General features: G+C 64.8%; 20 protein-coding genes. 16 read left to right on the forward strand and 4 right to left on the reverse strand.

What is annotated here, in order from left to right:
* Positions 1 to 30 precede the first annotated feature (30 nt).
* The 7 genes from CH339_RS01490 to CH339_RS01520 all read left to right on the forward strand — a co-directional run bounded on the left by CH339_RS01490 (position 31) and on the right by CH339_RS01520 (position 9,135).
* Complete coding sequence (locus CH339_RS01490) at positions 31 to 1,221, forward strand: CaiB/BaiF CoA transferase family protein (RefSeq protein ID WP_111432507.1); 1,191 nt, start codon at positions 31 to 33, stop codon at positions 1,219 to 1,221.
* Between the two features lie 28 nt (positions 1,222 to 1,249).
* Positions 1,250 to 2,578, forward strand: a complete 1,329-nt coding sequence (locus CH339_RS01495) for an MFS transporter (RefSeq protein WP_111432508.1) — start codon at positions 1,250 to 1,252, stop codon at positions 2,576 to 2,578.
* Positions 2,579 to 2,664: 86 nt separating this feature from the next.
* Positions 2,665 to 3,069 (forward strand): hypothetical protein, encoded by a 405-nt coding sequence (locus CH339_RS01500; RefSeq protein ID WP_146610091.1) that lies wholly within the window; start codon positions 2,665 to 2,667, stop codon positions 3,067 to 3,069.
* Between the two features lie 2 nt (positions 3,070 to 3,071).
* Positions 3,072 to 3,878 (forward strand): alpha/beta fold hydrolase, encoded by an 807-nt coding sequence (locus CH339_RS01505; RefSeq protein ID WP_111432510.1) that lies wholly within the window; start codon positions 3,072 to 3,074, stop codon positions 3,876 to 3,878.
* Between the two features lie 480 nt (positions 3,879 to 4,358).
* Positions 4,359 to 5,645: an MFS transporter gene (locus CH339_RS01510; RefSeq protein WP_111432511.1), complete on the forward strand. Its 1,287-nt coding sequence runs from the start codon at positions 4,359 to 4,361 to the stop codon at positions 5,643 to 5,645.
* Between the two features lie 29 nt (positions 5,646 to 5,674).
* The gene (locus CH339_RS01515; RefSeq protein ID WP_146610092.1) at positions 5,675 to 6,772 is read left to right on the forward strand and encodes a mandelate racemase/muconate lactonizing enzyme family protein; all 1,098 of its coding nucleotides are present in this window, start codon (positions 5,675 to 5,677) and stop codon (positions 6,770 to 6,772) included.
* Between the two features lie 428 nt (positions 6,773 to 7,200).
* Positions 7,201 to 9,135, forward strand: a complete 1,935-nt coding sequence (locus CH339_RS01520; protein WP_111432513.1) for a sigma 54-interacting transcriptional regulator — start codon at positions 7,201 to 7,203, stop codon at positions 9,133 to 9,135.
* A gap of 123 nt (positions 9,136 to 9,258) precedes the next feature.
* On the opposite strand, the gene CH339_RS24240 is transcribed toward CH339_RS01520, so the two are convergent.
* Entirely contained in the window at positions 9,259 to 9,525 is a 267-nt protein-coding gene (locus CH339_RS24240; RefSeq protein ID WP_146610093.1) for a hypothetical protein, read from the reverse strand.
* Here CH339_RS24240 and CH339_RS01525 point away from each other — a divergent pair.
* Positions 9,515 to 10,960: a bifunctional enoyl-CoA hydratase/phosphate acetyltransferase gene (locus CH339_RS01525; protein ID WP_111432514.1), complete on the forward strand. Its 1,446-nt coding sequence runs from the start codon at positions 9,515 to 9,517 to the stop codon at positions 10,958 to 10,960. The genes CH339_RS24240 and CH339_RS01525 overlap by 11 nt on opposite strands.
* Positions 10,957 to 12,273, forward strand: coding sequence for an acetate/propionate family kinase (locus CH339_RS01530; protein WP_111432515.1), 1,317 nt, complete (start codon positions 10,957 to 10,959; stop codon positions 12,271 to 12,273). Before CH339_RS01525 ends, CH339_RS01530 begins: the two co-directional genes overlap by 4 nt.
* A 55-nt stretch (positions 12,274 to 12,328) precedes the next feature.
* Here CH339_RS01530 and CH339_RS01535 read toward each other — a convergent pair whose 3' ends face one another.
* Positions 12,329 to 13,294 carry an acyltransferase domain-containing protein gene (locus CH339_RS01535; RefSeq protein WP_170138352.1) on the reverse strand — a complete coding sequence of 322 codons (966 nt, stop codon included), beginning with the start codon at positions 13,292 to 13,294 and terminating at the stop codon, positions 12,329 to 12,331.
* On the opposite strand from CH339_RS01535, the gene CH339_RS01540 reads away from it, so the two are divergent.
* The gene (locus tag CH339_RS01540) at positions 13,293 to 14,108 is read left to right on the forward strand and encodes a 4'-phosphopantetheinyl transferase family protein (RefSeq protein WP_111432643.1); all 816 of its coding nucleotides are present in this window, start codon (positions 13,293 to 13,295) and stop codon (positions 14,106 to 14,108) included. The two genes, CH339_RS01535 and CH339_RS01540, sit on opposite strands and share 2 nt — an antisense overlap.
* On the opposite strand, the gene CH339_RS01545 is transcribed toward CH339_RS01540, so the two are convergent.
* Positions 14,081 to 14,941, reverse strand: a complete 861-nt coding sequence (locus CH339_RS01545; RefSeq protein ID WP_111432517.1) for a metallophosphoesterase family protein — start codon at positions 14,939 to 14,941, stop codon at positions 14,081 to 14,083. The two genes, CH339_RS01540 and CH339_RS01545, sit on opposite strands and share 28 nt — an antisense overlap.
* Before the next feature lie 116 nt (positions 14,942 to 15,057).
* Between CH339_RS01545 and CH339_RS01550 the strand changes: the two genes are divergently transcribed.
* Genes CH339_RS01550 through CH339_RS01575 form a run of 6 tightly spaced genes read left to right on the forward strand, consistent with a single transcriptional unit; the run spans position 15,058 to position 20,635 of the window.
* Complete coding sequence (locus tag CH339_RS01550; protein ID WP_170138353.1) at positions 15,058 to 15,882, forward strand: FkbM family methyltransferase; 825 nt, start codon at positions 15,058 to 15,060, stop codon at positions 15,880 to 15,882.
* Positions 15,879 to 17,126 carry a cytochrome P450 gene (locus tag CH339_RS01555; RefSeq protein ID WP_111432519.1) on the forward strand — a complete coding sequence of 416 codons (1,248 nt, stop codon included), beginning with the start codon at positions 15,879 to 15,881 and terminating at the stop codon, positions 17,124 to 17,126. The genes CH339_RS01550 and CH339_RS01555 overlap by 4 nt, the downstream gene beginning before the upstream one ends.
* Complete coding sequence (locus CH339_RS01560; RefSeq protein ID WP_111432520.1) at positions 17,123 to 18,379, forward strand: hydroxymethylglutaryl-CoA synthase family protein; 1,257 nt, start codon at positions 17,123 to 17,125, stop codon at positions 18,377 to 18,379. The genes CH339_RS01555 and CH339_RS01560 overlap by 4 nt, the downstream gene beginning before the upstream one ends.
* Positions 18,380 to 18,421: 42 nt before the next feature.
* Positions 18,422 to 18,667 carry an acyl carrier protein gene (locus CH339_RS01565; RefSeq protein WP_111432521.1) on the forward strand — a complete coding sequence of 82 codons (246 nt, stop codon included), beginning with the start codon at positions 18,422 to 18,424 and terminating at the stop codon, positions 18,665 to 18,667.
* Positions 18,648 to 19,880: a beta-ketoacyl synthase N-terminal-like domain-containing protein gene (locus tag CH339_RS01570; RefSeq protein WP_111432522.1), complete on the forward strand. Its 1,233-nt coding sequence runs from the start codon at positions 18,648 to 18,650 to the stop codon at positions 19,878 to 19,880. The genes CH339_RS01565 and CH339_RS01570 overlap by 20 nt, the downstream gene beginning before the upstream one ends.
* Positions 19,877 to 20,635 carry an enoyl-CoA hydratase/isomerase gene (locus tag CH339_RS01575; protein ID WP_111432523.1) on the forward strand — a complete coding sequence of 253 codons (759 nt, stop codon included), beginning with the start codon at positions 19,877 to 19,879 and terminating at the stop codon, positions 20,633 to 20,635. The genes CH339_RS01570 and CH339_RS01575 overlap by 4 nt, the downstream gene beginning before the upstream one ends.
* Here the strand turns inward: CH339_RS01575 and asnB are convergent.
* On the reverse strand, positions 20,604 to 22,598 hold the full coding sequence (gene asnB, locus CH339_RS01580) for an asparagine synthase (glutamine-hydrolyzing) (RefSeq protein WP_111432524.1): 1,995 nt from the start codon (positions 22,596 to 22,598) through the stop codon (positions 20,604 to 20,606). The genes CH339_RS01575 and asnB overlap by 32 nt on opposite strands.
* Positions 22,599 to 22,607 lie beyond the last annotated feature (9 nt).

Below are 22,607 nucleotides of genomic sequence, written 5' to 3' on the forward strand. Positions count from 1 at the left end.
CGAAGTCGAAATCCCAGGAGTTTCAAGAAAATGACAGAGAACCGTGCACTCGCCAACGTGCGGGTCCTTGACCTCACGCGCGTCCTGGCGGGCCCGCTTTGCGGAGCGCTCCTCGCCGACCTCGGCGCCGAGGTCATCAAGGTCGAGCAGCCGGGCTCAGGCGACGACGCGCGCCAGTTCAACCCCTTCGTCAACGGCGAGAGTTCCTACTTCATGAACCTCAACCGGTCGAAGAAGGGGGTAACGCTCAACCTCAAGACCGGCAAGGACATCTTCCTCAAGATGGTCGAAACGTCGGACGTCGTGATCGAGAACTTCAAGCCCGGCACGATGAAGAAGCTCGGCCTCGACTACGAGGTTCTCAAAGAGCTCAATCCGCGCATCATCTATGTGGCCATCTCCGGTTTCGGACAGCACGGCCCCTACAGCCAGCTTCCCGGCTACGACCTCATCGGCCAGGCGATGAGCGGCCTGATGAGCGTGACGGGCGAGGCGGACGGCGAGCCGCTGCGCGCCGGCGGACCGGTCTGCGACGTCATGGGCGGCATGACCGGCGTGATGGGCGTCCTCGCCGCCCTCAACCATCGCCAGGCCAGCGGCCGCGGCCAGATGATCGACATCTCCCTGCAAGACACGCTGGTGACGAGCATGATGACGCTCAACCAGCACTATCTGGTCGACAACCGCGTGCCGCAGCGCCGCGGCAATTCCTACGAGTCGGCGGCGCCGGCGGATTCCTTCCGCGCCTGCGACGGCTGGTTTGTCATCACCGTCGGCAACGACAAGCTGTGGCGCGTCCTGGTCGACCTCATGGAGATGCCCGAGCTTCTGCAGATGCCGGAGTTCGAGACGAACTTCAAGCGCGTCCAGAACGGCAAGGAGCTGAAGAAGCACATCGAGAAATGGTCGGCCACGCGCAAGGTCGCCGACATCGTCGCGGCGTTGCTCGCCGTCAAGGTCCCGGCCGCCCCCATTCTCGACGTCGGCCAAGTCTGCACGGACCCGCACATCGCGGAGGCCCGCGGCATGTTCGTCGAAACCGATCATCCGAAGGCGGGCCCGGTGCGGATCACCAATTCCGCGCTCCGCCTTTCCGAAACCGACGCCGTCGTCAGGTCGCCGGCGCCGACCCTCGGCCAGCACAATCAGGAAGTGTACGGGTCGGTTTTCGGGTTCACACCCGAAGAGATCCTCGCATGGAAAGACCGGCAAATCATCTAAGGGACGCTGCGCGTCCAGGAGAAAGCGCATGTCTACGACACTGACTACCAACGATGCCGCCAGCGCGGAAGTCGCTGTGCCACCTGCAAAATTCACCTATTCGACCAGGTATGTCGTGACGTCCTTCATCATCGTCACGCTCGGCTGGTGTCTCGTGAACTTCAGCAACACCTTCCAGCTCGCCGTCCCCGGAATGATGGAGGAAATGCACTATACGTCCACCCAGATCGGCCTGGTTGCCAGTGTCTTTTCGTTCGGCGGGTTCTTCAGTGCCCTCTGGCTGCCGCTGGTGGCGGACCGGCACGGGCGAAAGATCGGCATGGCGCTGAGCGTCGCCATGGCGGTCGTCTTCAACAGCATGGTCGGTCTGACGCACAGCATCGTCGCCCTGCTGCCGCTTCGCTTCCTGTCATCCCACGGACAGACCTGCCAGTGGGGCATCGGCGCGTCGCATCTGTCGGAAATCGCTCCGGCAAGGATGCGCGGAACGCTTCTCGGCCTCATGCAGGCCGGCACGCCGCTGGGCTTCTTCATGTGCGCGGCGCTGTTCACCTTCATGATGTCGATGGGCTACTCCTGGCGCGTATTCTCCATGACGGCGATCGTGGCGGTGCTGATCATCATCCCCATCCTCTTCGTCCTTCAGGAAAGCCAACAGTGGAAGGCCGCCCGCGCAGAAGTTGAACGCATGAAGGCGCTCGGCAAGCAGACGGTCGAGGACCCGAGCCAGAAGAAGGTCAACATTCGCGAGCTGTTCAAGCCGGCGTACCGCAAGAACACGTTCATTGCGATGACCCTCCATTCCCTCGGCGCCTTCTGGGCGTGGGGCAACGTGACGTGGTTCCTCGTCGCCCTGTCCCAGGACTTCGGCATGGACGCCGTCACGCGCGGTCGGATGAGCATGCTGATGTGGGGCATCGCGGTGTTCAGCTATGCCCTTGCCGGGCGGGTTGGCGATCTCATCGGCCGTCGTGCCGCCATGTTGGTGTTCTCGCTGTTGATCATGTGCGGTGCTTCGACGATGTACTTCTCCACCGCGATGGAAGTCCCCAATGTGCAGCTCCTCTACGTTGCCACGGCTCTGATCGGCGTCGGTGTCGGCCTCCACTCGATCCTGATCGCCTATTCCAGCGAAATCTTCCCCACCCACGTGCGGGCGACCGGAACGAGCATCGCGATCGGCATCGGTCGGTTGACCGCCGTTTTCTCGATGATGGGGCTCGGCATTGTCGCCCAGCAGTTCAGCCCCACGACCGCAGAACTGACCGCCGCGATCGGCGCCCTGCTCATGGTCCCGACCATCTACATTTTCGGAACGGAAACGGCGCGTAGGGAACTGACCGACATCGTCAGCTAGAGCGCAAGGAGATACCCACCCTTCACCAAAACAAACATGGGCCTCAACATCTTCGTTGATGCCGAATAAGAAGCGAGAGCAAGACCATGATCAAGGCAATAGAAGAGCTCGGTCGCAGAATTAATACCTCCTGCGCTGATACATTCGCCAACCGGTATTTCGGGCGGTTCTTCACAGGAGACATGACGCTCAAATACGACGACGACGCGTTCACCCTGTCGCTGCACCAGGGCAAGGTCATCGCCATCCAGGCCGGCGTGCCGAATACCGGCATTGATCTCGGCGTGGCCGGCGCGACCAAGGACTGGCGCCAGTTCGCCGAGCGCAAGAGCCTGACCGTCTCGATCACCAAGATCAATCCCAACAATCTGAGCCTGTTGGGCGCGCCGCTGCGCACCCGCCAGAACTTCAATGCCCTTGCCTACCTTTGCCGGGTCTTTTCTGAAGTTCTCGAAGAACAAGGCACTGCCGGTAAGAAAGTGGAGGCATAGAAATGGCTATCACGGGTTTCTATAAAACCGTCAAAGGCATCAAGACCTACTTCGAGATGAACGACGGTCCCGCCGACGGCAAGCACACCATCATCTGCCTGCACACGGCGGGGCGGGAAAACCGCCAGTACCACGGCATGTTCGAGCTGCTGGAAGACAAGTACAAGATGTATTCCTTCGACATGCCGGCACACGGCAAGAGCTGGCCGCTTCCCGGCAACAAGGTCGTCGACAACTACCGCGACTACGGCGATTTCGTCTGGGCGGTCGCCGAAGCGCTGGAGATCGAAAAGCCGATCATCATCGGCTGCTCGATGGGCGGCAACATCGTCTACTACATCGCCCAGAACTATCCGGTCGGCGCGATCCTGTCGATGCAGGGTGCGGACTACACGCCGACGATCGATGCCTCGATCCTGGAACTGCTCAACCACCCCTATGTCAGCGCCCAGCACTCCCACGTGGAGTTCTCCGAGTGCCTGATCGGCCGGGCCTGTCCCCAGGAAGCGCGCGACTTCATCATGTGGGGCGTCGCCCAGGAGATCAGCGTCACCAAGCAGGGCGACCTTTCCCAGTACAACGGCTTCGACGTCCGCGGCACCATGGACAAGATCACCTGTCCCGTCCTCGTCGTGCACGGTGTCGACGATGCCATCGTCACCGAGAAGATGGTCGAGGAGACCATGTCGCGGTTGGTCAATGCGGAACGGGTCGTCTACAAGCCCGTCGCCGACTACGGCCACTTCCTGGCCGTCGAAAACCCGCAGGTCGTCGCCGAGCATCTCGATGAGTTCCTGACGTCGATCTGAGCCGGCGCTCCGGACGGCGCGCGCCCCTCCTCCGCGCGCCTTCCGGAAGTGGACGCCGGTACCCGGGCAAGCACACCTGCCGAGACACGTGGCCGGGGCACGTCGAGCGACCTCCAGCGAACGAGGCGTGCTCTGGCCAAGCCAATCGACGATTGCGGCCTTGCCCCGATCGTGGGCCGGCGCGGCGGTGGCCCGCGCCAGCCAACGGAGCACGCTCATCGGGCCCGGCAGCATTTTCCGGACAAGAAGGTGCGTCGGGACACCGAGATGGGCCACGTCGCCGGCGCTTGACTGAGCCCCGGCATGCCGCAGCGCGTGATGGGCGCACATCCGACCCGAATTCCCATCCTGCCCACAACCTGACGCCGACAAGATGCGCCGGCGCCCAAGAGCGATCACCATCTCCACCTGGCTCCACCGGCGGGGATGTCTCCCAAGAGAAACAAATGGAAGAATAATTCCGCAAAGGGAGTAAGTTAAATGAGCTCTATGGCAAAAAAAGTACTGTTTTTTGTATTTGTCGCATGGGTCATAGATGCGGCCGACAGTACGATCTATTCCCTGACACTTCCGATGATCAAAGAGGAATTTGGTCTCGATCTCAAGACCATGGGCCTGGTGGCGTCGGTCTTTCTTGCCGGAACCGTGCTCGGGTCGCTTGTGCTGCCCCTCCTCGCGGACCGCAAGGGCCGCCGCATCGGCATGACCACGTGCGTCGGCCTGTTTTCACTTGCGACCTGCGCCGTCGGCATGTCGGGCAGCGTCGTCACGATGGCGATCGGGCGTTTTTTCACGGGCTGCGGCACGGGTGCCGAATGGCCGATCGGCGCGGCCTATGTCTCGGAAATCGTCTCGCCGAAGAAACGCGGCTGGGCGATGGGCATCATGCAGTCAGGCTACCCGGTCGGCTTCTTTCTGGCCGGGCTTGTGTTCCTGATCTTCGAAAGCTGGTTCGATCTCGGCTGGCGCGCCTGCTACTTCGTCCTGGTCATTCCCGGGCTGGCGATCTGCATTCCCATCCTGACCATGCTGAAGGAAAGCCCGACCTGGCTCAAAACCAACGAAGAACGCCGAAACGCCAAGGTGACCGCGGCGGCGAAACCGCACCGCACGGGGTATGGCGAACTGTTCACGCCGAAATACCTCAAGAGCACGTTCATCGCGACCGTGCTGCACATGTTCGGAGCGATGTATGCTTATGGCATCGTCGTCTGGCTTCCCGGGGCGCTGGCGATCGATTTCGCCTTCGACAATGAGCAGGTGTCCTATTTCACGCTCGTCTCCTGGGCCGTCGGTACGGTCGGCTATCTCCTCGCCGGACGTATGGCCGACCTCTACGGGCGCAAGATCGTCCTCACCGCCTACATGCTCATCGGCCTGTTCGCAGTCCTCATGTTGAACTACATGCTGTACAGCGAGAACCACAGCGCCATCCTGATGTATGTCGTTGGCTGCTTTATTGGAATAAGTGTCGGCGTTACCGTTCTCTACATCACCTATTCCAGCGAAATCTATGTCGATGAAGTCCGGACGATCGGCCTCGGTTTTTCCGTGGCCCTCGGCAAGGTCGCGGCCGTCATCACGCCGACGCTGCTCGGCATCATCGCCGAGTTCACCTCCGTGTCGGCATCTCTCCTGGTTGCGACCGGGCTCGGCATGCTGATGATCCCGGTCATTTTCTTTGGTCCGGAAACAGCCGGCAAGGGTCTCCACGAAATCGATGTCGCATCGGCGGCTGCCGGACCCCGGGAAACCGAAACCCGGTGACTTCCGAAGAAAAAAAGAAGGTCGAAAAGATGATTATTACGAATATCGAAGTTATCCCGTTCAAGATCCCCAACAAGCGGGTGGTGGTCTGGGCGGCGGGGTCGCTGCCGGCGGCCGAACACCTGATCGTCAAGATCGTCGCCGAGGACGGAACCTTCGGGCTTTCGGAGGCAATTCCCCGGCCGATGATCTACGGCGAGACCCAGGCGGGCATGTATCACGCCCTCACCGAACACCTGAAGCCGATGGTCGTCGGGCAGGACTCCTTCAATTTCCAGGCGATCTGGGAGAAGTTCGAATACATGCCCTGGAACCTGGCGGCAAAGGGCGCCATCGACGTCGCGCTCCACGATCTGAACGCCAGGCTGCTCAACGTCTCGGTGGCCGAATTCCTCGGCGGCCCCTACCGCACCAAGGTGCCGCTTTGCTGGCAGATCGGGTTCGGTCCCGTCGACGAAATGATCGCGGAGATGAAGGCCAAGGTCGACGAAGGCTATCGCGCGTTCAAGGTCAAGGGCGGCCCGCATCCGGACGAGGACATCGCTGTCTTGAGGGAAATGCGGGCGAACAGCCCGGCCGGTACCCGCCTCTACATCGACGCCAACATGGCCTATGGCCGCCAGGATGCACTCCGCGTGATGCGGGCGCTGGAAGGCGTCATCGATTGCCTGGAAGAGCCGATGGCCGCCTCAGACGATGCCGGCCGCAAGGACCTGGCGGCGCGGGTCGACGTGCCGATCCTCAGCGACGAAAGCAGCTTCACCGTCGCCGACGTCTATCGCCAGATCCGGCTCGGTGCGATCGGACAGGTCGGCATCAAGATCCCGCGCACCGGCTTCACCCTGTCGCGAAAGATCGTGCACCTGGCCGAATGCGCCAACATCCCGGTGCAGGTCAGCCTGCAGGCGGAATGCGATTTCGGCACCGCCGCCGGCCTGCAGTTCGCCTGTGCGTTCCGGCAGGTCAGCCTGCCCTGTGAACTCACCTACTATGTCGACAACATGGGCGACAGCCTGCTGAGGGTCCCCCTCGTCATCGAGGACGGACACATGCACCTTCCGAAGGGACCGGGCATGGGCGTCGATCTGGACTGGGAAAAGGTGGACCGGTACGCCATTTCGATCTGATCCGGCCGAAGGCAAGGGGCCTGCCGCGGCGGAACGTCGGCTCCCCGTCGCGGCGGGCCTCTTGCGCCATCGACACGGGCCGCAAAAGCTTGTCGATGCCCCGCCGCCGATCGTGCCGGGGCATCGAAACAGACGGCTTCCAGCGATGCCGCCGCCGTCACGCAGGCCGGAATCCGCAGTCAGCAGAAAGATTAGGTTGTAATAAAAGGCAGGGCCTATCGAATTGGTATACGCAATTCTTCCTTCCGTGTCCGTTTCTTTTTCGAATTCGTTCGTGATGGCCTGTAGTAAATTGCCGCTGCCGGCAGAGCCCGACTTGTCCCTTACTGCGATGGGGCTTAGGGTGCCCCCGACCCAGCGCCGTGTATGATCGTGCGTGCAAGACGCGCCGGCGTATCGTGCCGGGATCCGCAGTATTGAGGGCGACAATGGAAAAGATCCGCCATGAAACGCTTGGCGATGCCATAAACATCGCGCTCATTCAGACCAGGGACGATATCGGCAAGACGTTTGAATCGATCGCCAGGGATTGCGGCGTTCACCCGCACAGTTTCGTCGCCGACTTTGCCGCTATTCCCGATCTGGCCCGCAAGATCGAGCCGCAGGTGGACGCCGTGCTGTGCCGGCCGGGCACCGCGGAGCACGCCGCCAGCGCCGTCGGCATCCCGGTCATTGCCATCCCGGTCACGTCGTTCGACCTGGTCTGCGCGCTCTATCATCTCAACGCTCCGTTTCGCCGCGCGGCGGTCTTTTGCTACCGCAAGAAGTTCTCCGGCGTCGACGTCATCGAGAAACTGTTCCAGTGCGAGGTCATTCAGTATTTCTTCTGGGATATCGAGGAAATCCCGGGGCTCGTCGACGATGCGGCCAGGATCGGCGTCGATTTCTGTTTCGGCGGCGGCGTCACTTCCGCCCACGCCCAGAAGGTCGGACTGCGCACCGTCAAGATCACGCCGAACGAGGATTCGATCTTCCGGTCGGTGCACGAGGCCCTGCACGCCATCAAGGTCCGGCGGCGCGAGCGCAGCCAGGCCGCGCGCCTGGAAATGGTCTTCGATTCCATCTCCGAGGGCATCGTCGTCACCGACACCGAGAAGAACGTCGTCATCTACAACGGCACGGCCGCCAAGATCTGCAAAACAGGGGACGCGGACGTCATCGGCCGGAATGTCTGCGACATCGTCCGCGATCCCGGCATCGCCATGACCTTCAAGGCCGAGGAGAAGGAGCCGAGCTACCTGAAGAAGATCCAGGACAACACCTATGCCATCCGGCAAAAGCCCGTGGTGCTGGACCAGAACCGGATCGGAACCGTCTATTCGTTCGAGGACATCACCACCATCCAGCATCTGGAAGCGTTGATCCGCAACCAGTTGCGCAGCAAAGGCCTGGTCCCGCGCTACCGCTTCGACGACATCCTGTCGCAAAACCCGCAGATGAACCGGTGCAAGGACCTGGCGAAACGCTACGCCCGCGCCGCCGCCTCCGTCGTCATCGAGGGGGAATCGGGTACCGGCAAGGAAATGTTCGCCCAGAGCATGCACCTGGCCAGCAACCGCGCGACGGGCCCCTTCGTTGCCGTCAACTGCGCGGCCATCCCCGAAACGCTTCTGGAGAGCGAGCTGTTCGGCTATGAGGGCGGCGCATTCACCGGCGCCAGGAAGGAAGGCAAGCCCGGCCTGTTCGAGGAGGCGCACCAGGGCACCATTTTCCTGGACGAGATCGGCGAAGTGCCGGCCGCGCTGCAGGCGCGCCTGTTGCGCGTCCTGCAGGAGCGCGAGGTCCGCCGCGTCGGCAGCAACCGCGTCGTTGCCGTCGACATTCGGATCATCAGCGCGACCAACAAGAACCTTCTGCAAAAGGTCCAGGAAGGCACCTTCCGGGACGACCTCTACTACCGCCTCAACGTCTTGAACCTGAAAATACCGCCCTTGCGCGAACGCAAGGAGGACATCTCGTTGATTGCCGAGAAGCTGCTGACGCTGTTCGGCATGCAGGTCACGCCCGAGATCATGGTCGCCATCGCGCCGGCTCTGACCGCCTATGACTGGCCCGGCAACATCCGCGAGCTCACCAACATCCTGGAGCGGATGTCGCTTCTGATCGACAATGCGAGCGCGCCGTCCGAATGGGCCGGGTTGCTGGAACAGATGCTGCAGGTCTCGGGCAATGACGACCCGCAGGTAATGACGCTGTCCGTCGACATGAATTGCGGCCTGAAGGATCTGGTCCGCGAGGTGGAGCGCAAGGTCGTCGGCGAAATGCTGGTCAGAAACAACAACGACCTAGCCGCGGTGGCCGCCCAGTTGAAGATCGGCCGCACCTCGGTCTGGCGCAAGGTGCGCAGCGAGACGACCCATTAGGGCCTTCCATCCGTGAGATGAGACCGCCCGGCGTGCGGCAAGGGCCGTTGCCGGGCCTGTCCGCGTGCGCGTTTCAGGGCTGCGGGTAGCGGCGGCCCGTTGCAAAGGACGCGCCGCCGCGTTTCAACAATGGAATGGCACAAGCAGTTGTTTTTGAAGATTTTTTGAGAATTTCCCCATTTCAGATTTGAGATGGCGCGCGGCCAGGCCCAGCAGATCGGCCGCGAAAGCGTTGGCACGCAACTTGCGAACTCGCTTCGGTGTTACGGCATTCCTGCGCCCGGCAATGCTCGAAAACCGAAACCCCTTCCAGCTTGCGAAGTCGATCTTCGCGGCAACGGGAAACGTCTGTCCGAAAGCAAGAAGAGCACATGATCCTATGAACGCCACACCCCCCTCTTTCCGTGCAGATCAGTTGCTGACCAGCCTGACATTCGACGAGCTCGAAGTCGGTCAGACCGCGAGCATCGAGCGCAAGCTGACCCCCACGGACGTCAACCTGTTCGCAGCCATGTCGGGCAATGTCGATCCGCTGCATTTTTCCGGCGGCGCGACCTCCCGCTTCCGCCAGCCGATCGGCCACGGGATGTGGACGAGCTCGCTGTTTTCCGGCCTGCTCGGCACGCGACTGCCCGGTCCGGGGACCATCTATCTCAGCCAGAACCTGACCTTCGTCGCCCCCCTGCATGTCGGCGACACGGTGACGGCCACGATCCGGGTCGCCGACAAGAGCCGCACCGAAAAGGGCCACGAGCGCGTGACCTTCGACTGCTCCTGCGACAACCAGAACGGCGATCCGGTGATCACCGGCACGGCGGTGGTGATTCCCCCGTCCGAGCATGTCGACCAGGCCGGCGCGGCATTGCCCGACCTGCAATGGATCGCCCACGACCAGCTCGCCCGGCTGACCGCCAAATGCGCCGACCTGCCGCCATTGCCGACGGCCATCGTCTACCCCTGCGACGAGACCTCGCTGCGCGGGGCCTGTTCCGGCGCCGCCATGGGCCTGGTCGAGCCGGTTCTCGTCGGTCCGCAGGCGCAGATGCAGGCGCTGGCCGAGCAACTCGGCCTCGACATCTCCGCCCATCGCATCGTCGACGCGGCGGGCCCGATCGATGCCGCCCTCAAGGGCGTGGCGCTTGCCAAGAACGGCGAGGTCGGCGCGGTGATGAAGGGCGCGCTGCACACCGACGAGCTGATGGGCGCCATCGTGCGGCGCGACACGGGCCTGCGCACGTCAAAGCGCATCAGCCACGTCTTCGTCATGTCGGTGCCGACCTATCCCAAGCCCCTGCTGATCACCGACGCCGTCGTCAACATCGCCCCGGAAGCCGACGACAAGGCGGGCATCATCCAGAATGCCGTCGAGCTTGCCAGCGTACTCGGCGTCGAGACGCCACGCGTTGCCATCCTTTCGGCAGTGGAGACGGTCAATCCGAAGATCCAGTCGACTGTCGATGCCGCAGCGCTCTGCAAGATGGCCGATCGCGGCCAGATAACGGGTGCCATCGTCGACGGCCCGCTGGCCTTCGACAATGCCATCTCAGCAGAGGCTGCGCGCACCAAGGGCATCCGCTCCGAGGTCGCCGGCCAGCCCGACATCCTGCTGGTGCCGGAGCTTGCCTCCGGCAACATGCTCGTCAAGCAGCTGTCGTTCCTGGCCCATGCCGATGCCGCCGGCATCGTGCTCGGAGCCGCCGTCCCCGTCATGCTCACCAGCCGGGCCGACAGCCTGCCCTCACGGCTTGCTTCCTGCGCGCTCGCCGTGCTGCTGGCCGACAAGGCCGCAAGGAACGGCGCGACCCGTCCGGAGGCGGCCCAGTGAACGTTCACGCCAATCTCTCCGGCGGCGCCCTCCTGGTCCTCAACAGCGGCTCGTCCTCCGTCAAATTCTCCGTCTTTCGCGTCGATCCGGAAGGCCGGGAAATCACGCCCCTGTTTGCCGGCCAGTTGACCGGCATCGGCACCGACGCGCGGCTGTCGGCAAAGACCGCGGCCAGGGAACCGATCGCCGACGAATCCTGGGCCGAGCGCGACACGGGCAGCGTGCCGGTGCTGTTGCCGCATCTGATATCGTGGATCGAACGCCATCTGCCACAGGATCTGCCGCTCATGGCGGCCGGCCACCGGGTGGTCCACGGCGGCGCCAACCTCCATCGCCCGGCGAGGATCACGGACGATGTTCTGGCCGAGCTGGAAACGCTCATCCCGCTCGCCCCCCTGCACCAGCCGCAGAACGTGGCGGCGATCAAGGTGCTGGCCGAGAGCCGGGGCGACCTGCCCCAGGTGGCCTGCTTCGACACGGCTTTCCATCACGCCCAGCCGTTGAATTCGACCACCTATGCCATCCCGAGGCACCTGACGGAGGCGGGCATCCGCCGCTACGGGTTCCATGGGCTTTCCTATGAATATGTCGCGCGTCAGTTGCTCGCGACCCATCCGGATCTCGTCAGGGGCCGGGTCGTCGTCGCCCATCTCGGCAACGGCTCGAGCCTGTGCGCCATCAAAGACGGCACCAGCATCGACACCACCATGGGCTTTTCCGTTCTGGAGGGCGTCCCCATGGGCACCCGCTCCGGCGGCATCGATCCCGGCATCCTGATCTATCTGATGCGCAAGTTCGACATGGACGTGAACGATCTGGAGCGCCTGCTTTACCACCAGTCCGGCCTGCTCGGCGTTTCCGGCGTCTCCAACGACATGCGCGTGCTCCTGGGCAGCAGCGATCCCCATTGTGCCGAGGCCGTCGACCTTTTCTGCCTGCGGGTCGCCAAGGAAGTCTGCACCCTGGCCTGTTCCATGGGCGGCATCGATGCGCTGGTCTTCACGGCCGGCATCGGCGAACACTCCGCCGAGGTCCGCGCCGGGGTCTGCGCCCATCTGAACTGGCTCGGCATCGACCTCGATGCGGCGCGCAACGCCGACGCCGAGGCGCTGATCTCCTCCGACACGTCTCTCCCGGTCCACGTTATCGCCACCGATGAGGAATTCATGATCGCGCGGCACACGGTCGATCTGCTGACCACGCACAACGCCGCCTGCCGCGGCTCGGTGGCCCGGATAAGGGGCTCGACCTGCGGACCAGACGGGGAGAGGCGCAACCCGGACCGACAACGGGACATTGAACCGCGTCGTTGAGCGTCAAGCCAGCCGCGGAACGCGGGTGCCGGTTCTCTTGAGGACGCGCGTCTGGCTATCGGCCCGCATCGAACACCGCCGAGAGCCGTTTCAAATTGCCGCCGAAGGGCGAGACGAGCGGGACGATCTCCGAGCCGCCGCTCCGGAGGTCCTGGCGCAGGACCGCGGCGAGGCTGCCGCTGGGGCTGAGGTCGAGATAGCGCGCGCCGCCCCGCGCTTCGATCGCCGAGAAGGTGTCGCGCAGCCGCATTTCTGCGCGCACGATGCGCCAGGTGAGGGGGCCGTCGACGTGCTCGACCGGGGCGGCAAGGCATGCCGACCACACTGGCCAGAACGGCGTCTCGAAGGCAAGATCGGCGACGGCGGCAAGATAGGCGTCCTTCGCGCTCTCCACCCAGCGCGAATGGAAGGCGAACGGCACCGGCAATTGCTGGAAGGGAACGTCGAGCCGGCGCAACTCCGCGAGAACGCGATTGGTCTCAACGGCCGGGCAGGCGAGCACGCAATGGGCCGCGGCGTTGGTCCCGGCAATCTCCGTCGCCTCGGCAAGGACCGCTGAGTCATCCCGGATGCTCTCCGGCGCCAGCACCGCGATGAGCGCCCCGGCCGGCGCCGTTTTGGCAAAGACCTGCGGCTGTTCGGCGACGGCACGGAGCGCCGTCTCGAACGGGACCATGCCGGCAACGCTCATGGCAACGAACTCGCCGAGGCTGACGCCGAGGAGCATGTCCGGCTTGATACCCTTTGCCTGCAACAGCTTGGCGAGCGCGAACTGCACCAGGAAGAGCGACGGGTGCGAGTGCTCCAGCCGGTCGAAGGGCTCGCTCGCCTTCCTGCCCGCGCCATAGATCGCCTCCAGCGGCGAAAACCCTTCGGCGTTCCGCACGATCTCGTCGCCGATCTCCATCCATTGCCTGAACACGGCGTGCTCCCCCATGACATCGCCCGCCATGTGGTAGTACTGGGAGCCCTGGCCGGCGAAGCAGAACACCGTCGGCAGGCAAGGCGAAACGGACGACATGAACGAGACCCCGGAAAGCGAGCGCAAGGCGCCCCAAGACGCGCCCTTCTCACATGCGGCAAGCCCGAACGGCAAGCCGGAGATCGACCGCGACCGCGTTAGCGCCTGGTGGCTCCGCCTTGACGACATCGGCGCTGCCGACTGGCCTTTGCTTGAGTCGCTCCTCTCCGACGAGGAACTGACCCGCGCCCAGCGCTTCCACTTCGACCGCGACCGCGACGTCTATATCGCCGCTCACGCCCTCTGCCGCGGGCTCCTGACCTGCTGCGCGAGATCGGCGCCGCGCGACTGGCGCTTCACGGTCGAGGATCACGGCAAGCCCGAAGTGGTCTCGCCGGCCGGCGCGCCGCGGCTTCGCGTCAACATCTCCCACACCAGAGGCCTTGCCGCCGTCGCGCTTACCGCCGAGAACGACATCGGCGTCGATGTGGAATGGCTGCAGCGCGAGGCCGCCACCGAGCAGCTCGCCGAACGGGTCTTTGCTCCGAAGGAGCGACAAGTTCTGGCGGACGCGGCCGAGACGATGAAAACCGAGACGTTCCTGACCTTCTGGACCCTGAAGGAGGCCTATGTGAAGGCGATCGGCAAGGGGCTCTCCCAGCCGCTCGACGCCTTCCATTTCGACCTTGAGACCTTGGCCATCGCCTTCGACGACCCGGACGTCGACGATCCGGCAAACTGGCAGTTCGCCCGCTGGCGCCCCGGCCCGGACCATCTGATGGCCCTCGCCATCCGCCATCCGGACCCGGCGCGGCTGGCAATCGAGGCCGGCCCGGCGCCGCTCGATTACCTGAGGGCGCTCGCCGGCTCCTGAATGTCGGCTTCCTCGCCGAGGATCGTCCGCAAGTATGGCGCCATGCCGCGTTCCTGGTCCCACTGGCGCGGATAGCCGAGGGAGACCTCCTCGAAGCGGGTGCCGTGGCGCCAGTCGGTGCGGCGGATGTGGATGTGGCCGGAGATGACGACGCGGGCATTGAACCGCCGGTGCCAGTCCTCGGTCCGCCTGGTGCCGCACCAGGGCGAAAAGCGCGGCGCCCGGGGAATGCGGATGAGGTCCTCGCGCATCGGAAAGTGATTGACGAGGATCGTTTCCATGCCCTCCGGCAGGGCCGAGAGCCGCGCCTCGGCCTCGTCGCAGCGCCGCTGGCACCAGGCTTCGCGGCTCTCGAACGGGGCAGGGTTGAGGAACATCTCGTCGGCGCAGACGGAGTTCTGCTCCCGCGCCCAGGCGACGACCTCATGCCGTCCGATATGGTCGGGCCGGAAGCTGTAGTCGTAGAGCAGGAACAGCGGCGCGATCGCGCAAGGGCCGCCGGGGCCGGTCCAGACCTCGAACGGATCTTCCGGCGTCACCACGCCATAGGCGCGGGCAAGGTCGACGAGCGCCCGGTAGCGCTCCTCGCCGACGAGGGCCGGCCCCTTGCCGCCCTCCTCGGGGATCGCCCACAGGTCGTGGTTGCCCGGCACCCAGAACACCTTGGCGAATTTTTCCGTGAGGGTGGCGAAGGCGAGCCGCACATGGTCGAAGCGCTCGGCGACATCGCCGGCAAGGATCAGCCAGTCATCGGGATAGAACGGCAGTTCCTGAAGGGCGTCGCGATTGGCCGGGCTCGCCAGGTGTAGATCGCTGATGGCACGGATGTTCATGGTCGGGGATATCTGCGCCTCTTTCCTTGACGCTGGCGGGCGAATTTCGAACACTTCCCGGAATCGGGCGGCAATGTCCACCCCGGTGCGGCTCGAAACTCAGTTGGATAACGATCTTGGCGCTCGTAACGAAGGCCTTGCCCGGCGGGCGGGAGATCTCTTGCATCAACCCCTATGAGGTGGATTTCTCCGTCCACGAGATCTTTTCCGCCGACCTTGCCGCCCATGGCATCGCCCTGCCGCACGATGGGCTGTTCCTCGACGTCGGCGCCAATATCGGGCTCTTTTCGCTCCGGCTGCGGGAGAAATGCCCGGCCGCGCGCATTCTCGCCTACGAGCCGATGCCGGACGTCTTAAGAGCGCTCGCCGAGAATATGGGGCGGCTTGCGCCCGCCGGCGAGGCCTATGCCCTTGCGCTCGGCGCAGAGCCCGGTACGGCGACCTTCGACTATTTCCCCGGCCTGACGGCCATGTCCTCGTCCCATCCCGACGTGGCGGAAAAGATGGCGGACGGCATTCGCGCCATCATGGCGGGCGCCAGCGGGTCGGCGGAGGTGCGCGATCTGGTGGAGAGCACCGGTGCCGACGAACGGGCAACGGACGGGGCCTATATGGAGGACCTGTTCCGGCGCCAGCGGGTCACCGTCGACGTCGACACGGTCTCAAGGCAACTGACACGGCACGGCATCGAGCGGGTCGATCTCCTCAAGGTCGACACCGAGGGCGCCGAACTGGACGTCCTTGCCGGCATCGCCGAGGCGGACTGGCCGAAGATTTCGCAGCTCATGGTCGAGGTGCATCTCGGCGACGAGGTGCTCAACGACCTTGCGGCAGATTTCGAGGCCCGCGGCTACGCCATCTCCATCGACCGCCATCCGCTTGCCGACGGCGGCGCCGCGGTCTCGCAGATTTATGCGGTCCGCCGCGGAGACAAGCCATGAGCGCGGCGGGGCAAAGCGACGACATCGACTGGTGGGGGACGCTCTCCGACCCGGCCTTTCTGGAAAATCCCTATCCGGAGCTGCATCGCCTCAGTGCGCGCGGGCCGGTGCAGTTCGATCCCGCCAGCGGCATCTGGTTCATCCTCGGCCACAAGGCGTTTTCGAAGGTGCTGAAATCGCAATCTTTCGGCCGCGACACCCGCAATTGGGCGGGCGGTTGGACCACGGAGGACTACAAAAAGGCCGATCCGGTCGGCTATGAACTCTTCAGCACCTTCCAGCCGCAGATGATCAATTGCGACGGCCCGGAGCACAGGCGCATGCGCGCCGTCTACGAGCCGGCCTTCCGGTCCCAGGCAATGGCCGACGTGGTGCCGATCATCGAGGCCGAGGCGGCCGCGCTGCTCGATGCCATGCCGGACGAAGGCGAGGCCGACTTCATCACCGCCTTCGCCGCCCCGCTGCCGCTCCGGGTCTTGTGCGAACTCTTCGACCTCTCCGCCGGTACTGATGCCCGCGTCGCCCGCTGGAGCGCCTCGCTGATCAGGATTGGCGACATCCTGATGACCCCGGAGCAGAAGCAGGAGGCGCTGGACGCCCTTTCCGAGTTCAAGGCCTTCCTGAAGGAGTGCCTGGCGGCGGCCGACCCCGCGAGCGCCCGGAACTTCATGGCGCTGGCCTTAAAAGCCCGTGACGACGGTACGCTCGATGAGGAGGAAAGCCTCACCAATCTGATTTCCATGCTGATCGCCGGCCACGAGACGACCGTCACCCTGATCGGAAACGGCATGCTGATCCTGTTGCGCAACCCGGAGGAAATGGCAAGGCTTCGTGCCGAGCCGGCCCTGATGCGCACGGCCATCGAGGAGTTCCTGCGCATGGAGCCGGGCGGCAACATGATCCTGCGCGTCGCTTTGGAAGACGTGGAAGTCGAGGGGACGGTGATCCCGAAGGGCGCGCCCGTCCTCGGCCTCATCGGCGCCGTCAACCGCGATCCGGCCCGCTTCGATGTGCCAGACGACCTCGACATCGCCCGGCCCGCCAACGCCCAGCTCACCTTCGGCGGCGGCGCCCATTCCTGCATCGGCGCGCCGCTCGCCCGCCTGGAAGCCCAGATCGCCTTTTCGGCGTTCTTCGAAAAGTACGACACCATCGAGCTTGCGGGCGCACCGGAATGGCGGCTCGACCGGCTGAACGCCCGCGGCCTCGCAAAACTGCCCGTCCACCTCGGAGCCGCCAAATGACCCGCCCCGTCGGCATCGAGGCCATGAACGTCTTCGGCGGCGTGGCCTTTCTCGACGTCCGCGAACTCTGCGACCATCGCGGCCTCGACATGCCGCGCTTTGAAAACCTGCTGATGCAGGAAAAGTCTGTCGCGCTGCCCTACGAGGACCCGGTCACCTTCGCCGTCAACGCCGCCAAGCCGCTCCTCGACGCCATGACGCCGGCGGAGCGCACGCGCATCGAGATGGTCGTCACCTGCACGGAGTCGGGGATAGATTTCGGCAAGTCCCTCAGCACCTACCTCCATCGCTATCTCGACCTGCCGTCCAACTGCCGGCTCTTTGAAATAAAACAGGCCTGCTATTCCGGCGCCGCCGGCCTGCAGATGGCGGCGAACTTCGTGCTGTCCGGCACGTCGCCCGGGGGTAAAGTTCTGGTCGTCACCACGGACATCTCCCGCTTTGCCCTCGCCGATGCGGGGGCCGTCGAGGAATGGGCCTATTCGGAGCCGAGTTCCGGCGCGGGTGCCGTTGCCATGGTGATCTCCGACACCCCGCACATCCTTGCGCTGGACGCCGGCGCCTACGGCAACCATGCCTTTGAGGTGATGGACACCTGCCGGCCGGGGCCGGACACCGAGGCGGGGGATGCCGACCTCTCCCTGATGGCCTATCTCGATTGCGCGGCGGGCGCGGTCGGGGATTACCTGCGCCGGGTCGAGGGGGCGGATTTCAGGGAGAGCTTTTCCCAGCTTTGCTTCCACACCCCCTTTGGCGGCATGGTGAAGGGCGCGCACCGGCATCTGATGCGCAAGCTCTACAAGGCAAAACCCGACGAAATCGCCGGGGATTTCGAGGTCCGCCTCGGCCCCAGCCTTTCCTACGGCAAGCGCGTCGGCAACACCGCCGGCGGCTCGGTCTTCGTCGCCCTTGCCGGCACCATCGACACGGCGGGGATAGACGCGCCCGTGCGCATCGGCCTCTTTTCCTACGGGTCCGGCTGCTGCTCGGAGTTCTTTTCCGGCGTTGCAGGACCGGAGAGCGCGGCGCGGCTGGGGGGCATGGGGATTTCGGCAGAATTCGATAAGCGCTACCGGCTGTCGATTGCCGAGTACGAGCGGCTGCTTGCCGGCGATGCTGTCGTGCGCTTCGGCACCAAGGACGCCGAGCTCGACCACCAGATCATCCCTGGAGCCTGGCCGGCGGACGGGGCGGGAACGCGGCTTGTCCTCGACAAGGTCGTCGGCTACCACAGGCACTATATCTGGGTCTGACCGACCCCGAGCCCAGCGGGCATAAAGAGGACGGCACACCCCTTGGACAGCGACCAGATCGTCGACATCATCATTGGCGAAATCCGCGAGACCGTCCCGGAACTTGCCGACCGTCCCATCGGCCGCGGCGATTCCATGGCCGACCTTGGCGTCGATTCCATCGAGCGCAGCGAGATCATCCTGGCGACCCTGGAAGCCGTCGGCCTGAAGGTGCCCATGGTCCAGCTTCACGGCCCGCGCAATATCGGCGAGCTCGCCGACCTCATCGATGCCAAGAAAAGCGGCTGACCCGATCCGCTTTGCGGGGATAGGCGTCGCCTCCGGCCTCGGCCATGGCAGGGCGGCGTTCCGGGAGGGCCTGTTCGCCGGTCGCAACGTCTTTTCGGAGTTGAAGCGCGAGGGGAGGGAGGCGCCGGAAGGCGAACAACCCTTCCTCGGCGTGGAAATGCCCGAGCCGCCGGCGGTGCTGCCCCCTAGGGTCGATCGCACTGCGACCCTGACGGGTCGGGTCGCCGCATCGGTGCTGGCCGAGGCCTGGGAGGATGCTGGGCTCGACGCGATCGCCCCCGAACGCATCGGCCTTGTCGTCGGCGGCAGCAATCTGGCGACGCGGGAACGGGCGCTGGCACTCGTCGAATATTGGGAAAAACGCGCCTTCGTGCGCCCGCGCCACGGGCACATGTTCCTCGACACCGATCTCTGCGGGCTCTGCACGGCGGCCTTTCCGATCCGCGGCTTTGCCATGACGGTCGGCGGGGCGTCGGCGAGCGGCGCGGTCGCCATCGTAGAGGCGCGGAACGCCATCCGTTCCGGCCGGGTCGATGCCTGTATCGCCCTCGGCGCGATGCAGGATCTCGGCGGCCACGACCTGCAGGCTCTGAGGGCGCTTGGCGCCATGGGCTCGGATCGCTTTTCCGATGTTCCCGAAAAAGCCTGCCGGCCGATGGACGCCGACCATGACGGTTTTCTTTACGGCGAGGCGGCCGCCGCTTTGGTCCTTTGCCGGGAAAGTGTTGGCCTGTCGAAGACCTACGGCACGCTCCTCGGCGCGGCATCGATTGCTGACGGCACCCGCGGGCCGGAGCCCAATCACGAAGGCCAGATCCGCGCGGCGAGGATGGCGCTGGCCGAGGCCGGGCTCGCCGCCGCCGATATCGATCACGTGAACGGCCACGCCACCGGCACGCCGTCGGGCGACGATACCGAGCTTGAGACCTACCGCGCGCTTGGCCTGCACCACACCCGCATCAACGCCACGAAATCGATCCTCGGCCACGGCCTCGCAGCCGCCGGCGCCATCGAGACCGCCGCCGTGCTGGTCCAGATGGCGGAGGGTCGTTTGCACCCGACCCGCAATCTCGAAACGCCGATCGACCCGGGTTTCAAATGGGTCGGCGTCGCGCCCGTCGAGCAAAAAATCGGCCACGCGCTGAAATTTTCCTTCGGCTTCGGCGGGGTGAACGCCGCGCTGGTCATCGGTGCGCCGGAGGCGAGTCGATGACGTTCGAGACCCTGAAGGTGACGACGGACGGAAATGTATGCCGGATCGTCTTCGACCGGCCCAACGCCGGCAATGCGCTAAACGCAAAGCTCATCGCGGAATGCGCCGAAATCGTCGCGCGGTGTACCGCCGAGGACAGCCCCGTCACGGTGGTCGCGATTGAGGGCGGCCCTGAGGTCTTCTGCGCCGGCGGCGATTTCGAGGCGGTCTCCGACAGCGGCTCGGCCGGCGATCCTGCCCCGCTCTACGATCTCTGGCAGGCGCTTGCCGACGGGCCGGTCGTCACCGTCAGCCTGGTGCGCGGGCGGGTCAATGCCGGCGGCGTCGGTTTCCTGGCCGCGTCCGACATCGTCATTGCCGAGGAAAGCGCCCGGATCGGCCTTTCCGAACTGCTGTTCGGGCTTTATCCGGCCTGCGTTCTCCCCTTCCTCATCCGCCGCATCGGCCGCCAGCGCGCCAACTACATGACGCTGATGACGCGGCCGCTCAGTGCCGCGGAGGCGCGGGACGCCGGCCTCGTCGACGTCGTCGCGGAGAATGCCGAACGCGCCTTCCGCCAGCATCTCGCCCGCCTGACGCTCCTGAAAAAACCGGCCATTGCCCGCTACAAGGCCTACCTTTCGGCCTGCCGGGGCGAGCCCGTCGCCGACCGGGAGGCGGCCCTTGCCGCCAACCGGGAAATGTTCCGCGATCCGGAGGTGCGTGCAAGCATCCGCCGCTACGTCACCGAGCTGAAGCTTCCCTGGGAAGATTGACCTCGGCCCGGCGCGCGGTGAGGTCGACGGCCTTGTCGAGCGGCGGCAGGACGGAGGCCGACAGCCCCTCGCGCCGGACGAAGGCCCGGTCGAGAAGCGCGATGGAGATGAGATAGAGGAAGGTCTGGTTTTCCTTGGTGCTGATCTCTGCCGCCGGCTTCGTCAGCACCTTGTTGGCCAGACGTGAGGCAAATTTCGGCTCCAGGAACGGCAGCTTGGACAGCTCGTCCGCGCTCAGCACCAGGTCCAGATAGTCCGGCTTCTCGGCCGCAAAGGCGGCCGCGTCCGGCGCCCGGTACGGGAATTTGCGCTTGTCGGTGATGGCGTCGGGCACCCGGCCCCTGAACGCCTCGCGCAGCAGCCGCTTTTCGACAAAACCGTCGTCGAATTTGAGGTTCACCGAGGTGGCGAGCGCAAAGACTTCCGGATCGAGGAACGGGCAGCGGTTCTCCACTCCGTGGGCAAGGCTCATGCGCTCGCCCTGGGTGGACAGCAGGTAGCCCGGGAGGAGGGTCTTGTATTCCAGCCACTGCGCCTTTTCGACCGGCGACAGGCGCTCGTATCCGGGCGCATTGGCGACGAGTTCGGAAATCGCCCGGAACGGATCTCCCTTGTCTTTCATCAGGCGGGCGGAGAACTGGCCGTTCTGGAACCTGAGCTCGTGGGAAAAGAGGCCGGGCATCTTTTCCTCTGAAAACTGCGCATAGAGCCCGGTGACGGCGGCGCTGTCCTCCGGCCCGTAATGCGAGAGATGCGGGTAGAGCCGGGCGAGCCGCGGGCCGCGGATCTCGTCGGGCAGCTCGCGCCAGGCGGCGCGCAGCAGCGTTTCCTTGAAGAGGTCGTAGCCGAGGAACGCTTCGTCGGCGCCTTCGCCGCTGAGGATGACCTTGATGCCTTCCGCCTTCGTGCGCTGTGACAGCAGATACATCGGCACGAAGGCGCTGCGGAAGGCCGGCACCTCGGCATGAAAGACCGCCTCGGGCGTGGCGTTGGCGATGTCCACATGGCGGATGCGCTCGGCGTGGTGCGAGGTGCCGAGATGCTCTGCGACGAGCCGCTGCTCGGCGGATTCGTCGAATTCGGCGTCCTCGAATTCGACAGAGAAGGTGGAGAGAGGCTTCGATGCGAAATCCCGGGCAAGGGCCGCGACGATCGCCGAATCGACGCCGCCGCTGAGATAGACGCCGACCTCCACGTCGCTGCGCAAACGCAGTTCGACGCTGCGCGACAGCCGCGCGCGGATCGCCTCCAACGCTTCCTCTTCGCTCTCCACCTTGGGCCCGATGTCGAAGCGGAGCGCGTCGTAGGTGCGGGTGGCCAACGTCCCGTCCTTGACGGAAAGATACTCGCCCATGGCAAGGCTCTTGATGCCGAAAAAGCCGGACTGCTCCGGCAGCGGCGTCCATTGGGCAAGGATGGAGGAGAGCTGGTCCGGGTCCTGCTCGAAGGAAAAGCCGGGAACGGCCAGGAACGCCTTCATCTCCGAGGCGAACAGCACCGTATCGCCGCGGATGGCGTAATAGAGCGGGCGCTTGCCGAAGCGGTCGCGGGCAAGGAAGAGGTCGCCCGTCTCGGCATCGTAGAGCGCAAAGGCAAAGCCGCCATTGAAGCGCGTCAGGCAGTCCGGCCCCCAGGCGATCCAGGCGGCAAGCACCACTTCCGTGTCGCAGGTGGTCCGGAACGAAAAGCCGCGCGCTTCCAGCGTCGCCCTCAGTTCCCGGTAATTGTAGATCTCGCCATTATAGCAGAGCCAATAGCGCCCGCTCGCATCGCCGAAGGGCTGGGCGCCGCCGGCCGGATCGAGGATCGCCAGCCGCACGGTCCCCATGGCGAGGCCGTTGTCGACCAGGGTGCCGTAGCCGTCCGGCCCGCGATGGGCGATGCGCGAGAGCATGCCGCGGATGTCGGCGCCGAGCGCTTCGGCCGGCCGGTTGGGTTTGAGGATGCCGGCGATGCCGCACATGAGCCCGGC

Source organism: Rhodobium orientis, assembly GCF_003258835.1.
Classification (GTDB): domain Bacteria; phylum Pseudomonadota; class Alphaproteobacteria; order Rhizobiales; family Rhodobiaceae; genus Rhodobium; species Rhodobium orientis.

Coding starts and splice junctions, on each gene's coding strand:
- CH339_RS01490 (WP_111432507.1), top strand. CDS start 31: ATGACAGAGAACCGTGCACTCGCCAACGTGCGGGTCCTTGACCTCACG.
- CH339_RS01570 (WP_111432522.1), top strand. CDS start 18,648: ATGCCAAGAAAAGCGGCTGACCCGATCCGCTTTGCGGGGATAGGCGTC.
- CH339_RS01520 (WP_111432513.1), top strand. CDS start 7,201: ATGGAAAAGATCCGCCATGAAACGCTTGGCGATGCCATAAACATCGCG.
- CH339_RS01505 (WP_111432510.1), top strand. CDS start 3,072: ATGGCTATCACGGGTTTCTATAAAACCGTCAAAGGCATCAAGACCTAC.
- CH339_RS01515 (WP_146610092.1), top strand. CDS start 5,675: ATGATTATTACGAATATCGAAGTTATCCCGTTCAAGATCCCCAACAAG.
- CH339_RS01540 (WP_111432643.1), top strand. CDS start 13,293: ATGAACGAGACCCCGGAAAGCGAGCGCAAGGCGCCCCAAGACGCGCCC.
- CH339_RS01495 (WP_111432508.1), top strand. CDS start 1,250: ATGTCTACGACACTGACTACCAACGATGCCGCCAGCGCGGAAGTCGCT.
- CH339_RS01510 (WP_111432511.1), top strand. CDS start 4,359: ATGAGCTCTATGGCAAAAAAAGTACTGTTTTTTGTATTTGTCGCATGG.
- CH339_RS01545 (WP_111432517.1), bottom strand. CDS start 14,941: ATGAACATCCGTGCCATCAGCGATCTACACCTGGCGAGCCCGGCCAAT.
- CH339_RS01500 (WP_146610091.1), top strand. CDS start 2,665: ATGATCAAGGCAATAGAAGAGCTCGGTCGCAGAATTAATACCTCCTGC.
- CH339_RS01560 (WP_111432520.1), top strand. CDS start 17,123: ATGACCCGCCCCGTCGGCATCGAGGCCATGAACGTCTTCGGCGGCGTG.
- CH339_RS01555 (WP_111432519.1), top strand. CDS start 15,879: ATGAGCGCGGCGGGGCAAAGCGACGACATCGACTGGTGGGGGACGCTC.
- CH339_RS01575 (WP_111432523.1), top strand. CDS start 19,877: ATGACGTTCGAGACCCTGAAGGTGACGACGGACGGAAATGTATGCCGG.
- CH339_RS01535 (WP_170138352.1), bottom strand. CDS start 13,294: ATGTCGTCCGTTTCGCCTTGCCTGCCGACGGTGTTCTGCTTCGCCGGC.
- CH339_RS01525 (WP_111432514.1), top strand. CDS start 9,515: ATGAACGCCACACCCCCCTCTTTCCGTGCAGATCAGTTGCTGACCAGC.
- asnB (WP_111432524.1), bottom strand. CDS start 22,598: ATGTGCGGCATCGCCGGCATCCTCAAACCCAACCGGCCGGCCGAAGCG.